This is a genomic window from Candidatus Sulfotelmatobacter sp., from assembly GCA_036500765.1.
Taxonomy (GTDB): Bacteria; Acidobacteriota; Terriglobia; order Terriglobales; family Acidobacteriaceae; genus Sulfotelmatobacter.
This window is the reverse complement of sequence record DASYBM010000004.1, coordinates 38,730-55,013: the sequence shown is the minus strand read 5'-3', so window position 1 is coordinate 55,013 and position 16,284 is coordinate 38,730. Positions and strand designations below refer to the sequence as shown.

Sequence of the window (16,284 nt, the reverse complement as noted above, 5' to 3'; positions counted from 1 at the left end):
AGCAACTAGTCGAAAGAAACGCACTTGGGGACTTTTCGCCGGACGCTGAGAGCCAGAAAGCGGAAGCCGCTCTTTAGGACTACGACCAAAGAGTATAACTCTCGTGCACGCAAGCACTTCGGAAGCCGCAAAACACGATGCTATAATCGGCTCATCAACAGTATTTTTGTGTTTTCAATGGTGGTTTCGGGAAAAATCCGCGTGTCCTAACGCGGCCAAATGCGCAAAAAACGCGGAGCCGGCCAATACTGTAAGCAGCCGCTACTGTAAGAAATAAGAAGAAGAGGATCATCTCGTGAGGATTATCGAATGAGACGCCTGAGGCGCCCGGCACTATTTCTGCTGCTGGTCACAGTTCTAACGCTCCCAGCCCTCGCCGACAAAGCCAAAGATCTTTACGCCAAGGGTCAAGACGCCGAAGCTCGCCAGCACTACGCGGCGGCCTACGACTTCTTCAAGCAGGCCTATGATCTGAAACCCAAAGATCTGCGCTATCGGGCCGCCTTCGAGCGTCTTCGTTTCGAGGCCGCGGCCTCCATCGTCCACAACGGCCAGAAACTTCGCGAGGACGGCAAACTCGACGAGGCGGTCGCCGAATTCCAGAAAGCGCTGACCATCGATCCGTCGCTCTTCATCGCCAAACAGGAACTGGCCCGCACCCTCAAGATGATCAACGACCAGCGCAATCCCCAGCCCCAGGCTGCTGGTCCGCCTTCGGGCCTGGAGCGCAAGATTCACGAAGCCGCCGGTCCCGTCGAACTTGCCCCCATCTCCAACGTCCCGGTCACGCTGAAAATGATGGCTACCAAGTCCGACGTAGTCTACCGAACAGTCGGACAATTGGCGGGCATCAACGTCCTTTTTGATCCCGATTACACCGCCCGCCCCATCAACGTTGACCTCAACGGCGTCTCGCTCGAAGATGCTCTCGAAATTACCGCCCTGGAGTCGAAAACCTTCTGGCGACCGGTGACTGCGAACACGATTTTTGTGGCACAAGACAATCCCGCGAAGCGCAAGGAACTGGAACAAAGCGTCCTCAAAACTTTCTATCTTACGAATCTTTCCGCGCCCACCGAATTGCAGGATGTAGTCAACGCCATTCGCGCCGTCCTCGACGTCCAGCGCGTGCAGCAACTGCTCTCTCAAAATGCGCTGGTCGTGCGCGGCACTCCCGATCAGATCGCGCTGGCGGAAAAACTCGTCGAGGACCTCGACAAGGCGCGTCCGGAAGTCATCGTCGACATCGCCGTCATGCAGGTCAGCAAAGACCGCTCCCGCACGCTGGGCTTGAGCCCGCCCACCAGCGCGACGGTCACCTTGCAGGACAATATCAACTCGAACACCTCCACCACCACCGGCACCACCACGACCGGTACGACCTCGACGGGTACAGGCAGCACGGGAATCAACCTGAACACATTGGGTAATCTGAATGCAACCAACTTCCAGGTCACCATTCCCTCCGCCAACTTGTCGGCGGTGATGAGCAACAGCGACACCAAGTTGATTCAGAATCCCCAGGTTCGCGCCCTCGACGGTCAGAAAGCTTCGCTCAAGATTGGCGACCGCGTGCCGGTCGCGACCGGATCGTTCCAGCCTGGCATTGGCGGCGTCGGCATCAATCCGCTGGTGAATACTCAATTCCAGTATCTGGACGTCGGCGTAAATATCGAAATTACGCCCCACGTGCACGCCAACGGAGAAGTCACGCTGAAGATCACCATGGATGTTTCGGCCGTCACCGGCCAGTCCAACATCGGCGGCATCAGCCAGCCCATCATCGGGCAGCGCAAGATCGAGCACGAAATTCGCCTCAAGGACGGCGAGGCCAACCTGCTGGGCGGCATCATGGAAGATCAGCAGACCAAATCGCTGAGCGGAATTCCCGGCCTCGCGCAGATTCCGATCCTTAAGTATCTCTTCGGCCAGACCACCCAGGACCATTCGGAGAACGAAATTATTTTCGCCATCGTGCCGCACATTATCCGCGGCACCGAAGTCAGCGAGCAGAACCAGCGCGCCATCGATATTGGCACCGCCAGCACCATCGAATTGCGGCACAAACCGCAGGCTGCTCCCGCGCCCGCTGCGCAAACTTCCAATCCGGCCTCGACCCCGTCCATTCAGCCTCAATCGAATTCCAATCACCCGCCCGCCGGCCAGGGCTCTCCCACCAACGGGACCGGCGGCACACCCAGTTTCTTGTTCGATCCGCCAACCATTCAGGTGGCAAAGGGCAACACATTTATGGTGAACCTGTTGCTCTCCGGCGCTCAAAACGTGTCGTCCGTTCCAGTGCAGTTGAACTACGATCCGAAAATGCTGCAACTGGTCAATGTATCGAATGGCGGCTTCCTCTCGCAGGACGGCCAGGTCGTAACTGTGGCGCATCGCGAGGATGAAACTGTCGGCCAGTCGCAGATTACGGCCGCGCGGCCGCCCGGCGCTCCAGGAGTCTCTGGTCAGGGCGCGGTGGTTACCATGACCTTCCAGGCCAAGGAAAGTGGGCAGACTCCACTGGTCATCACGCGCGGAGGCGCGCGCGATCCCGGATTGCAGGCCATCACCGTCAACGGAGCGCAAGCCTCGGTGACCGTGCAGTAGCGGTTCGAGGACGAGGTGGGAATGTTTGTGCCCCGGAGGGGGCACATAAAAATAGCCCGGCGCTTCCAGCGCCGGGGAATGTTGGCAACACGGAATCGCGTCCCAGAGGGACGCCTGAACTTCGACGCATGACTCCAGAGGGTTTTCGTCCCGCAAATCATCGCGACGAATTGAACTGAAAGAAACGACCATGCTTTACCGATTCCATCCCGGGCCGAATGCAAAGCGCGCCCAGGGTTTCACGCTCCTCGAATTAATCATCGCGACCGCCATCTTGTCGGTTCTCACGATGATGGCGCTGCCGCTGGCCCGCGTCACCATCCAGCGTCAAAAGGAAAAAGAACTTCGCCGCGCCCTTTGGGATATGCGCGACGCCATCGACCGCTACAAAGATGCGGCCGACCGCAACGCTTTTCAAACCAAAGTGGACAGCGGCGGCTACCCCCCCGATCTCGAAACTTTGGTCAAGGGAGTCGAGGCGCAAGGCGGCAAGAAAATGCGCTTTCTGCGTTCTCTTCCTATGGACCCGATGACCAAAAGCACGGAATGGGGCATGCGCTCCATGCAGGACGATGCTGACTCCGACTCCTGGGGCGGACAGAGTGTCTTCGACGTCTACACGAAATCGGAAGGCACTGCGCTCGACGGCACGAAATACAAGGATTGGTAGATGCTCTGGGGCATGAACAATTCGACCAGCATGAGCGGATCTCTTGACGGCTCGCTATTGCGCCAGTTCGTCCGCAAGCACGGACGAAATCAAAACCGTGTCAGCGGTTTCACGCTGCTCGAGATGATTGTGGTAATCAGCATCATGATCATCCTCATGGCAATTGCCATTCCCAATTACAACCGCACCGTCGTCCAAAGCCGCGAATCGGTTTTGCGCTCCAATCTGTCGACCCTGCGCAGCATCATCTCGCAATACACCCTCGACAAACAGAAGGCCCCGCAATCGCTCGACGATCTCGTCACCGCCGGCTACCTGCGCCAGATCCCGATTGATCCCATGACCAAAGAGACCAACTGGGAAGTCACCAATGAAGACACCTTGATGGCCGTCGATCAGCAAGAGCCTGGCATCGTCGACGTGCACTCCGCCTCCAACGGCATCGCCAGCGACGGAACCACCTACAGCACCTGGTGAGCATCCGGCGTTGTCGTCCGCCACTGTCATGCTGAGCAAGGCGTTGCCTGAGCGAAGCGAGGGCAACGCCACAGTCGAAGCCTCCCCTACCCAAACCAGCCCGGATTTTACCCGCGACGAGGCACCCCGAACGCCGAACTAAATCCGGTCCAGTCGCGCCGCAGCCGGGTATGAAAGCCCCGCACTCGTCGCTCACGTTTTCCACAACCATCCTGCGACGGCGGTGACATCCAACCTTGACCTCGAAAATAAAAAAGCAGATTATTGTCAAAGCGGAGGCAGTAGTCGCAAAACCCAGAACAGTGCTCCTAACTCCCTTGTTCTCTATATTTTGACCTCTAACTCGCGACGGCTCAAGATTTTGCAGACAATTTTTGCAGACCCCGCGCCAGTCAAGGCTTTCGGAGGTAGGGGGGGAGGGGGTACCCCTTGTGCAGCAGCGCGTATTTCCTCAAGCGAGCAGACTCTTCTGAGCGTGTCTGCCGTGTTTCTTTACGGAGATTTTGCACAGGCCGCGCCCGAGAGACTACCATTTAACCATGCCCGTCGAAACCGAAATTCAGGCCCCCACTTCGATTCGCGCCCCGCGCGGCAACTCCATTACCTGCAAAGGCTGGCAACAGGAAGCGGCCATGCGCATGCTCATGAACAACCTCGACGAGGAAGTCGCCGAGCGCCCCAAAGACCTTGTGGTCTACGGCGGCACCGGTCGCGCCGCGCGCAACTGGGAAGCCTACCACGCGATCGTCGCCACGCTGAAGACTCTGGCCAACGACGAAACTTTGCTCGTACAGTCTGGAAAGCCAGTGGGCGTTTTCAAGACACACGATCATGCGCCCCGCGTGCTGATCGCGAATTCCAATCTCGTCGGCCACTGGTCGAATTGGGAGAAGTTCAACGAACTGGAGCGCGCAGGCCTGATGATGTATGGCCAGATGACCGCCGGTTCGTGGATCTACATCGGCTCCCAGGGAATCGTGCAGGGCACATTCGAAACTTTTTCCGCGGCAGGGGAAAAGCATTTTGGCGGAGATCTCTCCGGCAAGCTGATCGTAAGCGGCGGTATGGGCGGAATGGGCGGCGCTCAGCCTCTCGCTGCCACCATGACCGGCGCGGCCTTTCTGGGAATTGACGTTGACCCCGAGCGCATCAAGAAGCGCCTCAAAACCGGCTATTGCGACTTCATGGTCACCACGCTCGATGAAGCGCTGCGCATCTTGAAAAATGCCATTCGCAAAAAAGAAAATGTTTCGGTTGGACTCGTCGGAAACTGCGCCGACATCATTCCCGAACTCGCCGAGCGCGGCGTCGTTCCCGATATTCTGACTGATCAAACTTCGGCGCACGATCCTCTGAACGGATATGTGCCCAACGGCATGACGTTCGAAGATGCGCTGGCGCTGCGCAAGGCCGATCCGAAAGCATACGAAGAAAAATCGCTCGATGCAGTAGCGCGCCACGTCGAAGGGATGTTACGCCTCCAGAAAATGGGCTCAGTCACCTTCGACTACGGCAACAACATTCGCACCTTCGCCTTTCAGCGCGGCGTGAAAAACGCCTACGACTTCCCCGGCTTCGTTCCGGCCTATATTCGTCCGCTGTTCTGCGAAGGACGCGGCCCGTTCCGTTGGGTTGCATTGTCGGGCGAAGCATCCGACATCCACGTGACCGACGATCTTGTTCTGGAATTATTTCCCGATAATCGCATCCTGCGCCGCTGGATTGACCTCGCAAAGAAACGGATTAAGTTTCAGGGATTGCCCGCCCGCATCTGCTGGCTCGGCTATGGCGAGCGCGCGCAATTCGGCCTCGCCATGAACGATCTGGTGAAGAAAGGCAAGATCAAAGCGCCGATCGTGATTGGCCGCGATCATCTCGACTGCGGCTCGGTCGCGTCTCCCTTCCGCGAAACCGAAAGCATGAAAGACGGCTCCGACGCGGTCGCCGACTGGCCTTTGCTCAACGCCTTGCTCAACACGGCTGCCGGCGCGTCCTGGGTATCGATCCACAACGGCGGCGGCGTCGGCATCGGCTACTCGCTGCACGCGGGCCAAGTCCTTGTCGCCGATGGCACGGATGACATGGCGAAGCGCATCGAACGCGTCCTGACCACTGATCCTGGAATGGGCATAATCCGCCACGTGGACGCCGGATACGGCGAGGCGAAAGAGTTTGCGAAAAAAGCAGGCGTTAAAGTGCCAATGGATTTATAAATGCGGTCAGGTCAACCTTGCGGGATTCGGTTTCGCAGATACTCTCCCGGTAGCAATATGGTAATGCCTTCGATCTTCTTCCCGAAATATGGGCCGAAATGCCGAACATCTCCGGTCAGCAGGTGAGTGGCTCTGGCTCCGATGGCCGCGAGCAGAATCGGCCTGTCCTTGAACGGCAAAGCTATGCCGCAGGGAACCGGCATGTCGCCAGCCTCCACCAGTTCGACCCGTCGCGCGAGATGGGCAAGCCGCGCTCGCGGATCTCCTTCATCAAGATTGATCTTGGCTTCTTCAAAAGCGTATCGGGAACTGATCAGCGTCGCATGCTTAAGCTTCCAGAGTCGCAGAAGGCCAGCGTCAGGACGATAGGCTGCTGAAAACAGGACGTTGGCATCAAGAAACAGCCGATCCATTTATTCCTGTCGCCGTTGAGGAATCGAATCCGGATTTAGGCCGAGTCTTCGCACCGCTTTCTTCGCATTGCGGTAATCGGCGGCGTCAACGGCATTGGACAGGAGGAACTCCGCTTTGCGTTCTGGTGTGTACCGTTCGATCGGGACGACCACAGCCGGGCGAATGAGAATGCCGTCGCCGGTCTCCTCCGCGATTACGATGCTGCCCTCTTCCAAGCCGAAGCGTCTGCGCAGGTTTGCAGGCACTACTATGGCGCCGCGCTTTCCAACTCTTGCCGATTGCATGATTTGTTCTCTATGTCTGAATGTCTGATTATACGTTCCTCCCGATAGTCAGACAAGTCCGTAAAAGGCGAACCAAAACCTGACAGCCGAGGCGGCTGTCGCCACAAGGTTATTTTGCCAGGGCATCATGGACGGCTTCGTACGCGGGCTTCTTCTGGTAGTTGGCGTCCCAGAGCAGCGCCCAGCCTTGCCCTTTGTAGAACTGCGGAATCCAGGAGTGCTTGTCGGTGAATCCCCAGGTTTGTATTAATTTGCAGGCGGGTTGCTGCACGCACAGGGTTGTGATTTCGGCGTAGAGTTTGGCTTGGGCGCCGAGCGAAGCTGCACTCGAATCGCCGAGGCGAATGTCTAGCTCGGTAATATGCAACTCCAGCCCTAGCTTTGCGAAGCGTTCCATATTTCGCGCAAACGAAACCAGCTTCGCGGGATCGTCGAATTTCAGGGTGACGTGCGCCTGAAAGCCAATGCCGTCGAGCGGAACGCCGCGTTTCTTGAAGTCCGCGGCCATCGCGTAAATGGCATCTGATTTCTTGTTCATTTCTTCAGCGTCGTAGTCGTTGTAGAAGAGCTTGGCATTCGGATCGGCTTCGCGCGCCCAGCGCAGCGCCTGCTCGATATATTTCGTGCCGCCCCCGGCGCCGATTCCGGGCTGGTCGAACCAAATCGTATGACGCATTGTTCCGTCGTCATTGAACGCTTCATTGACCACGTCCCATGCGTACACTTTCGACGCGTAGTGCGTCATAACCGTTTTGATATGGCTGTGAAGAATCTCCGCAAGTTGCACCGCAGAATAATTCCCTTTCTTCGCCCAATCCGGGATCTGGTTGTGCCAGACGAGAGTGTGCCCGCGGACGACCATGTTATGACTTTGCGAGAACGCAACCAACGCGTCGCCGCCTTTGAAATCATAAGGATTGGGATCGTTGTCAGGACGCGGATGAATTACTCCAAATTTCATTTCGTTCTCGGCTTGAAGTTGACTGAACTCCGATCCGAGAATCGCCGAATAATCCGCATCACCAAGGTATGCCGAAGCGGCCGCGGCGCCGATGAGAATGTGACGAGCGTCGGCGAGTTGGCGTAGCGTTGCAGGCGCCGACGCAGCCGATTGAAGCGCGATGGCGCACAGCGCGGTTGCTATAAAGGTTCGGTGCCGATTTCCACTCATCTTGGTTCCCTTCCCGTGAGATGTTAGGCCAATCATCGTACTTCGCACAACCGGACCACCCGGGAATCGAGGTTGTCCATTGACTTCAGCTTCAGGGTCATAGGCCAACACTGCTGCTAAACTAAAGCACGAGTGAGCCCCGCGACGCCAAAATTTAAATCTTCGAAAGCGCTGTTGCTGGTTAACATTTGCCAGCTTCTCACTTTGCGTTCCAGCGCGCGTGAGCGTGGTCCGCGCCGTGGACCTGCCCTAAAGGATTTAGGCATTATTGAAGACGCTGCGGTGCTGTGTATAGGTGGCAAGATCGTTTCGGTCGGAACCACTCGAGATGCACGGCGTGATGGATGGCTCAAGCGCATCCGACAGATTATGGAAGTCGATTGCGCGGGCAAGATTGTGCTGCCGGGTTTCGTAGACTCGCACACGCATCCGGTATTTGTGAGCCCACGGCTGGTCGATTTTGAGAAGCGCATCGAAGGCGCTTCCTATGAGGAAATCGCGTCAGCCGGGGGCGGAATTCGGTCGAGCCTGGAGGCTGTTCGTAAGTCTGCGAAGACGGCGCTCGCCAACAAAGTGTTGGCCACGCTGGAAGAGATGGCAAACCACGGCACTACGACGGCCGAAGCCAAGTCAGGATATGGTCTCACGCTCGAATCGGAAATGAAGTCGCTGGAAGCTATAAAAGACGCGGCTTCCCGCTGGCCCGGCAGTTTGGTGGCAACCTTGCTCGGAGCCCACGTCGTGCCAAAAGAATTTCAGGGTTGCTCACAAAAATATGTTGAGGTCGTCTGTACAGAGATGATTCCCCGGTCGGCGAGGCGGAAGCTCGCCCAATTCGTTGACGTGTTCTGCGATAAAGGGGCATTTACTGCCGAGCAAACAGAGCGAATCTTTGCAGCCGCCGAAAAGCATGGGTTAAGCGTCCGCGCGCATATGGGCCAGCTTTCGGAGACAAGTTTGTCGCCGTTCTTGCGCTTCAATCCGGCGTCGTTCGATCACATGGATCACGTGAACGAAGCCGACATTGCACAGTTGGCGAAGGGCAATACTGTGGCTACGCTGGTTCCGGGAGCGAATTATTTTCTGGGGCTGAAGGAATATGCGAATGCGCGGCGCTTGATCGACGCCGGAGTGCCCGTAGCGCTGGCGACCGATTACAACCCGGGCACATCGCCGACTGTCAGTATGCCCATGGCGATGTCGTTGGCGTGCACGCACATGAAAATGTCGCCGGCCGAAGTTGTCGCAGCGGGCACGATCAATGGGGCCTGGGCGCTTCGCCTAGCGGATCGCAAGGGGAGCATTGAACCCGGAAAGGATGCGGATTTAGCAGTGTTCGACGTGCAGGATTATCGCGAAATCCCCTACTGGTTCGGCGCCAACCGCTGCACCCGGACAATTTTGAACGGTGTAATTGCGGGTGGGAATTGAACTTTCCCGACAGGCCGCACGTATTAGAATGGAAAGTTGCACATCTACTCGCATGGTGCTCCATAAAGATACCCATGATCGGGAAGCACTCCGACTTTATCATCTGAGGAAAATTATGAAACGAGTTTCAGCAGTTCTGACTTTTCTTGTGCTGGCAATGTCGGCCGCTTTCGCGCAGCGACTGCCTGAGATTGCCCGGCCGGACAATTACAAGCTCACCTTTACGCCTGACCTGGACAAGGCGAAGTTCGAAGGCGATGAAACCATTTCGATCCGGATGCTGAAATCCGGCCCGGAGGTTACGCTGAATGCGGTCGACATCGATTTCCACGATGTCACCATCACGAGCGGCGGAAATACCCAGAAGGCGAAGGTCACGCCCGAAAAAGAGAAAGAAATGGTGGTCCTGAGCGTGGATAAGCCGCTGGCCGCGGGCCCCGCCTCGATCCACATTACTTACAGCGGCATTCTCAACGACGAAATGCGGGGCTTGTACCTGGGCAAGGATGATGCGGGACGCAAGTACGCCGCTTCGCAGTTTGAGGCCACGGATGCGCGGCGGGCATATCCATCGTTTGATGAGCCGGATTACAAAGCAACGTTCGACATTACCGCCGTTGCGGAGAAGGGCCAGGTCGCGATCTCGAATCAGAAAGTCGTGTCCGACACTCCCGGGCCCGGCGATAAACACACGGTGAAATTTGCGACGACGGCTAAAATGTCTTCGTACCTGGCGGCGCTGGTGGTAGGAAACTTCGAATATATCGAAGGCGAGGCTGACGGCATTCCGATTCGCGTCTTCAGCACTCCTGGCAAGAAGGAAATGGGCAGGTTCGCGCTGGAAACCGCGACCTACGTGCTCGGCTATTACGATAAATATTTCGGGATCAAGTATCCCTACGGAAAGCTGGACCTGATCGGCCTGCCGGACTTTTCCGCGGGTGCTATGGAAAATACGGGCTGCATCACCTTCCGGGAAGTGATTCTCCTGATCGACGAGAAGCAAGGCTCGGTCGGCTTGAAAAAAGAGATCGCCAGCGTGATTGCCCACGAGATGGCGCACCAGTGGTTTGGCGACCTGGTCACGATGAAATGGTGGGACGACATCTGGCTCAATGAAGGTTTCGCGACATGGATGGAGACCAAACCCGTCGCGAAGTGGAAGCCGGAATGGAATTATCCGCTGGATGACGTGAGCGGAACCGGCCAAACCCTCAACGTGGATTCGCTGGCTAACACGCGCCCGATTCATCAGGCGGCGGAAACTCCCGCGCAAATTCAGGAATTGTTTGACGGCATCGCCTACGGCAAAGCCGCATCGGTGCTGCGCATGCTGGAGTCCTATCTTGGCGAGGAAACTTTCCGGGCAGGCGTGAATGCCTATTTGCAGCAACACCAGTACGCGAATGCGACGGCGGTAGACTTCTGGGACGCGCAGGCGAAAACCTCAAAGAAGCCCGTCGACAAAATCATGCCCACATGGGTAACGCAGGCGGGCGCGCCCATCATCAATGTCAAGGCGCAATGCTCGGGCAATTCCACGAACGTCGCGCTGACCCAGCAACGTTATTACATGGATCGCTCAAAGTTCGAGTCGCCCAACGACCAGCTCTGGCAGATTCCTTTGTGCCTGCGGGGCTCGGCGAGTGGCAATGCTCCGAAGTGCGAACTGATGACCAAGAAAGAAGAAACGTTCACACTGCCAGGGTGCTCAAGCTGGGTGCTGGCCAACGCCGGGGCGACCGGTTATTACCACACGGGCTACTCGGAAGACGCGGTTCGCGCGCTGGCGACCGACGCGGAAACGAAACTGACTCCCGCGGAGCGGATCGCATCTCAGAACGATATCTGGGCGTCGGTGCGAGTGGGGCGGGAGCCGGTGGGCGACTACCTGGCTTTCGCGAAAGGCCTGCAATCCGACGGGAATCGTGCCGTGCTGGATGATGTAATCGGCCGGCTCAGTTATATCGGCCGCTACCTGGTAAGCGACAGCGATCGCGATTCTTACCGTGGGTGGATGCGCCAATATCTGACTCCGCTAATGCAAAAAGTTGGGTACGAACCGAAACCCGGCGAGAGCGACGAGCAGAGGACTCTGCGCGCGCGCGTGTTCACTGCGCTGGGGCGTGATGCTCGCGATCCTGAGGTGATGGAAGAAGCGCGAAAGCTGGCGGACAAAGTGCTGGCAGATCCGACCTCGGTGGATCGCGAACTCGCCGGCGCAGCCATGAGCGTGGCGGCGCTGAACGGCGATGCTGGGTTCTACGACCGCTTGATGACAGCCCTGAAGAATCCGAAATCGCCCGAGGAATACTACGGATTCCTGTTTACGCTGCCGCAGTTTGGCGATCCAAAACTGTTACAGCGGACGCTGGACTATGCAATTTCCTCCGATGTGCGTTCGCAGGATGCGCTGCGGGTGGTCACGAGCGTGCTGGGAAATTCGGCGGGGCAGCAACTGGCGTGGGATTTCATTCAGCAGCATTGGCCTGAAATTGAAAAGGCTGGAGGTCCGTTTGCCAGCGCTGAGGTTGTGCAAGCGACCGGCGTGTTCTGCGATGCAAGCAAGCGCGACCAGGTAACGGAATTCTTCTCCGCCCACAAGGTCGCGGCGGCGGAGCGCAGCTATAAACAATCGATTGAACGCATTAACATCTGCGCCGACTTGAAGTCGCAGCAGGAACCGCAACTGGCGGCTTGGCTGGGACAGCACGGAGCGGCGGGCGGAAAATAGAACGGCGAGAGGTACGATAGCCCGGGATATTTTCCCGGGCTTTTTTGTTTGCGAGCGATTAATAGAAAACGCTAGGGCATAACCGGCAGCACGAGATATGACGGCAGATCGGACGAGCAATAAACGCGCTGCGTGGCCGAGACGAAATCCGATGCGGCAGCCCGATAGATGCTGGGCACGAACTTCTGCGGATTGCGGTCGATCACCGGGAACCAGGTGGATTGGATCTGCACCATGATGCGATGGCCTTTGAGGAATACGTGATCGTGATCGCGCAGAGGGACATTCCACTCCGTAGGTTTATTCGCGATCAGGGGTGCGGGCTTTTCGTAGCTCGTGAGATAGCGGCCGCGGCGCACTTCCATCGCGATGGGTAGTTCGTATCCGTTTAACGACTGGGCGTACTGGCCGGGTTTGGGGCCTTCGTCGGGATTCCAGGCATTTTTTTGTGCGTCCTGTGGATACACATCGATCAGCTTAACTACGAAATCGCTGTCGGTTCCGGAAGTGGAAGCATAAAGATTCGCCGCCAGCGGGCCGGTGATGGTGAGATCGTGGTCAAGGGGAGCGCTCGCGAAGGTGAGGACGTCGGGACGGTTGTCGACAAAACGCTGGTCGGCGACTTCCCATGTGCGCCAGTCGCCCGCGGGATACGTGGGCGAGATGGGACGCTGGCGGTACGGCACGGGATTCGCGGGATCGGAAACGTATTCGCGATAAGCTTTGCCCGCGCTGGGTAGGGAGAAGGAAAGCGTTCCATCGGCGTGCAGATATAGCTTTGTGGGTTTGGCTTCTTTCGGAGGCCATGCGGGATACGTGCGCCAGGTATTTGATCCGCTTTGAAAAGTGCTGGCCTGCCATGCCGGCTTCTCGCCTTTCCCGTGCAGGTAATAGCGGAAGAACGGCGCCTGAATATTCTCGCGGAACTCACGGGCAGTTTCGTGCGCTCCGAAGGGAATCAAGCCAATGCTGTCGCCCTTGGGAGACTGCCATTCGCCGTGATACCAGGGGCCGGCAACGATGAAATTGGTATGCTGCGGATCGTTCTCTTCGGCGTGTCGAAAAATCTGCCACGGTCCCCAGGGATCTTCCTGATCCCAGAATCCAGCCACGTTCAGGTTGGGGACGGTCGAAGCGTGCAGTTGGCTGACCCACGCTTCTTTTTTCCAGAACTCGTCGTAGTCAGGGTGCTCCACGCTGGAATTCCAGTACGGAATCGCCCCGTGCAGATATTTCGCATTGATATTCAATAGCGGGCCGAGATCGAGATACCACTGGTAGGTGTCGTAGGTCTCGAAGTCGAAATGCGTGTTCTTATTTTTGTCCGACTGCTCCATGACCGCATATTCGAAGTCGTAACTCTCGCGGAGAGCGCCGTAGCGATGATCGTCATCGTTCATCCACTGATCGACGGGCGAGGCTTGTTCGCTGATGGCGACGAGCGCCGGGTGCGGATGGAGCAGCGTGAGCGCGGTGGTCAGCCCATCGTAGGAGACGCCGAACATGCCGACTTTGCCATTATTGTTGGGAACATTTTTCACCAGCCACTCGATCGAGTCGTAGGCGTCGGTGGTTTCGTTGGTGGCTTTGGGATCTTTCAGATCGACCCAGGACGACAGATTAAATGTGCCCTCGGATTTGAAGCGGCCGCGCAGATTCTGGAAGACGAGGATGTAGCCGTCCTGCATGAGTTCTTTGAAGGAAGTGGGAACTTGCTCGGGCGATTTCTCGGGAACGCCGTAGGGCGTACGGCGAAACAGAATAGGCAGCGGGCCCGACTGGTCAATGGGAGCGAGGATCGCGGTCTGCAAGTGAACTCCGTCGCGCACCGGAATCATCACTTCCTGGTAGTTGAAGGGCGGCTTCGCGTGAGGCTGCTGAGTTTCCTGTGCGGCGGCGGAAATCGCGATAACCAAGGACAAGCCAAGGCGCAGAGCTGAACGCACGCATTTCCTCCGTGCTGCTTTTGTTGAGATGAACCGAAGAGCGCAGTATATCAATCGGCAACGCCCGGAGGAAAACGGCTCTGCTGTCCTTTAGCGTTACGGTTTCGTTTACGCGCCGGGCCGGCTAGCGGGAGTTCCCTTCGACTCCGCTCAGGGCAGGCTCTTCGCTCCGACTGAAGTACGGCTACGCCCAGGATGGCAGCACGTCTAACAACTCCCGCTTAATAACTCAAACGACACGCACAACCCTCTCATGGCTGCAAGAACCAGGGCATCGTGGTGTCATCGGTCTTTAAGAAATTCAAGAGTTGGCTGGCTACTTTCAGATCTCCCGCGGGTGACGCCGGATGCGTGCCGTCCGCCTGCAAGTCCTGGCACGTCCAGACAAAGCCGTCGCTGCGGCCGAGCATCCCATTCGACCAGTAATACGGTCCCCAGGACATCCACGGCGCTTCGACCGTTCCCAGTGCCGAGTTGTAGTTCAGGTTGGCGTTGCCGGCGAGCTGGTCGCCGATTGCGTTCTTCACGGCGAAACCCGCTTCGTAGGCATATGGTTCCGGGTCGATCTTCGCCACGCCATCGGAATAGCCTGCGTAGATGCGACTGGAGAAATACGCCAGCACGGCATGCGGGAACAGCGTGTGAACGTTGTTCATCTCCGTCTCATAGTTGCCTTGCATTCCGGTCATGTCGCCGGGAAAGGTTCCGGTGGCGATGCCATTGGTGTCTTCGACCCAAACGGCGACGACCTGGTTCGCGGTCACTCCCTGGTCGGGCAGATAGTTGTTGACGATCGTGTTCCAGTAGGGCGAGGAAATATCAGAGAACAGATGCGGCGTCGCACCACCCTGTGCGCCGTTCACGATGACGAGAGCGGGATTCTTCGACGGCTCGGCATTCGCCAGGGGAACAAAAGCGCTGAATTCGTCGAGCGCAGTCGATTCTCCGATGGCCAGCATGGCGTACTTGCCTGTCGGGCTGTAATTGCCGTTGGAGTCGAGTGGGACGATGGCTTTGGCGATGGCAACGCCGTCGGAATCGTGCGAAGGCGGACGCACGTTGCTGCCGCTCGGATACAGGCCGCCTTCCTCACCCAGATAACTGCTGGTTCCCAGATCGGTAAGGGCAACCATGGGAGTCGTGGTTTTGGCGACGTCGTACCAGATATTGTTGCAGACGGCCCCTGTGGTTTTCGAAACCGTCATGCTGAAGAGCTTGGTAATGTTCTTCTTGGCATTGTCTTTCACGCCGGCGGTAAACGTATATGTGCCGGTGGTGACAGTCGAGGCAATGGTTCCACTGATGAGGCCAGAGGTTGAGAGCGTGAGGCCCGTGGGCATGATCGATCCCGGCTTCAAGCTGAAGGTATAAGGTGGGGTTCCAGCGGCCGCGCTCAACTGCGCCTGATAGGCGGCGTTCTGAGTTGCCGCTGGCAGCGTTGGCAGGTTGAGCAGCGACAACGAACTGGCGACGACTCCGTTGCCGATCAGGTCGACGACTTTGGTCGGAATCTGATTGAAGTTCAGTCCGAGGACGCCGGTCTCGGAGGTCACTAGAGTGGGACTGTAGCTGACGCTGAGCGTTGCGAAGCTGCCGGCATTGATGGTGATGGGAAGGGAGACGGGAGTGATTATGAAGGTAGGCGGCGTGAGCGTGACGGAGGTCAGCTTGATGGAAGCAGTGCCGGTATTGGAAATCGTAATCGTCTGCGCGGAACTTTCGGTTCCCTCAGACTGATTGGGAAAGCTCAACGCGGTTGGGCTGATGCTCACTACCGCTTTGGTTCCCAGTCCGGTTCCAGTGAAAGGAACTGCCAGAGGCGCGCCCGTCTGCTGGCTGACCGTATACGTGCAGCTGAAGGCCTTGGACAGATCCGGCGCGAAAAACATGGAGAAGCTCGCCGACTGCTTTGGAGCCAATGTGTAAGGAGTGGTGCCCGACGCCAGCTTGAACTCCGGGCACGACGAAGTAATCGCGGTAAGCGTGGTGCTGGCTGTACCGTTGTTGGTGATCGAAAGATTCTTAGTCGCGGATTCCATCCCGACATAGGTGCTGGTAAAGGATAGCGAGGCGGGATTCGCGCTGATCTGCGCGGACGCGGCGGCGAGCAGAAGCGCGCTCGCCAGGAAGCAGTGGGCAAAGCAGAAGCCGATTCGGCGCACCGCAGCAGGCATGGTCAATCCTCCGATACTTTCAGATCTCTTCGTTCACAGCTTTTTCGTTCACAAATGGAATGGAAAAAATTCAACTTGGTGTGGAGGCGGAGCACCTTGGCTGCAAGCATCCAAGGTCGACGCCGTCGGGGGACACAGCCCAACCTGGGGATCCGCTCTGGTA

At 57.5% G+C, this 16,284-nt stretch carries 11 protein-coding genes; 6 read left to right on the top strand and 5 right to left on the bottom strand.

What is annotated here, in order from left to right; translation table 11 throughout:
* Positions 1 to 309 precede the first annotated feature (309 nt).
* From VGM18_02965 to hutU, 4 genes are all read left to right on the top strand, one after another.
* Positions 310 to 2,607 (top strand): cohesin domain-containing protein, encoded by a 2,298-nt coding sequence (locus VGM18_02965; GenBank protein HEY3971935.1) that lies wholly within the window; start codon positions 310 to 312, stop codon positions 2,605 to 2,607.
* A 190-nt stretch (positions 2,608 to 2,797) separates the two neighbouring features.
* Positions 2,798 to 3,277 carry a type II secretion system protein gene (locus VGM18_02960; protein HEY3971934.1) on the top strand — a complete coding sequence of 160 codons (480 nt, stop codon included), beginning with the start codon at positions 2,798 to 2,800 and terminating at the stop codon, positions 3,275 to 3,277.
* Positions 3,278 to 3,754, top strand: coding sequence for a prepilin-type N-terminal cleavage/methylation domain-containing protein (locus tag VGM18_02955; protein ID HEY3971933.1), 477 nt, complete (start codon positions 3,278 to 3,280; stop codon positions 3,752 to 3,754).
* A 539-nt stretch (positions 3,755 to 4,293) separates the two neighbouring features.
* Positions 4,294 to 5,967, top strand: a complete 1,674-nt coding sequence (hutU, locus tag VGM18_02950) for a urocanate hydratase (protein HEY3971932.1) — start codon at positions 4,294 to 4,296, stop codon at positions 5,965 to 5,967.
* 11 nt (positions 5,968 to 5,978) lie between these two features.
* On the opposite strand, the gene VGM18_02945 is transcribed toward hutU, so the two are convergent.
* The 3 genes from VGM18_02945 to VGM18_02935 form a co-directional block, all read right to left on the bottom strand.
* The gene (locus tag VGM18_02945; protein HEY3971931.1) at positions 5,979 to 6,380 is read right to left on the bottom strand and encodes a hypothetical protein; all 402 of its coding nucleotides are present in this window, start codon (positions 6,378 to 6,380) and stop codon (positions 5,979 to 5,981) included.
* Positions 6,381 to 6,665 (bottom strand): AbrB/MazE/SpoVT family DNA-binding domain-containing protein, encoded by a 285-nt coding sequence (locus VGM18_02940; GenBank protein ID HEY3971930.1) that lies wholly within the window; start codon positions 6,663 to 6,665, stop codon positions 6,381 to 6,383. It lies immediately after the preceding gene.
* Positions 6,666 to 6,774: 109 nt separating this feature from the next.
* Positions 6,775 to 7,836, bottom strand: coding sequence for an endo-1,4-beta-xylanase (locus VGM18_02935; protein ID HEY3971929.1), 1,062 nt, complete (start codon positions 7,834 to 7,836; stop codon positions 6,775 to 6,777).
* 132 nt (positions 7,837 to 7,968) lie between these two features.
* On the opposite strand from VGM18_02935, the gene hutI reads away from it, so the two are divergent.
* Complete coding sequence (gene hutI / locus VGM18_02930) at positions 7,969 to 9,267, top strand: imidazolonepropionase (protein HEY3971928.1); 1,299 nt, start codon at positions 7,969 to 7,971, stop codon at positions 9,265 to 9,267.
* A 115-nt stretch (positions 9,268 to 9,382) separates the two neighbouring features.
* Positions 9,383 to 12,001 (top strand): M1 family metallopeptidase, encoded by a 2,619-nt coding sequence (locus VGM18_02925; protein HEY3971927.1) that lies wholly within the window; start codon positions 9,383 to 9,385, stop codon positions 11,999 to 12,001.
* A gap of 71 nt (positions 12,002 to 12,072) precedes the next feature.
* On the opposite strand, the gene VGM18_02920 is transcribed toward VGM18_02925, so the two are convergent.
* Both VGM18_02920 and VGM18_02915 read right to left on the bottom strand, forming a co-directional pair.
* Entirely contained in the window at positions 12,073 to 13,947 is a 1,875-nt protein-coding gene (locus VGM18_02920; GenBank protein ID HEY3971926.1) for a CocE/NonD family hydrolase, read from the bottom strand.
* Between the two features lie 251 nt (positions 13,948 to 14,198).
* Positions 14,199 to 16,121, bottom strand: coding sequence for a choice-of-anchor D domain-containing protein (locus VGM18_02915; GenBank protein ID HEY3971925.1), 1,923 nt, complete (start codon positions 16,119 to 16,121; stop codon positions 14,199 to 14,201).
* Positions 16,122 to 16,284: the final 163 nt, after the last annotated feature.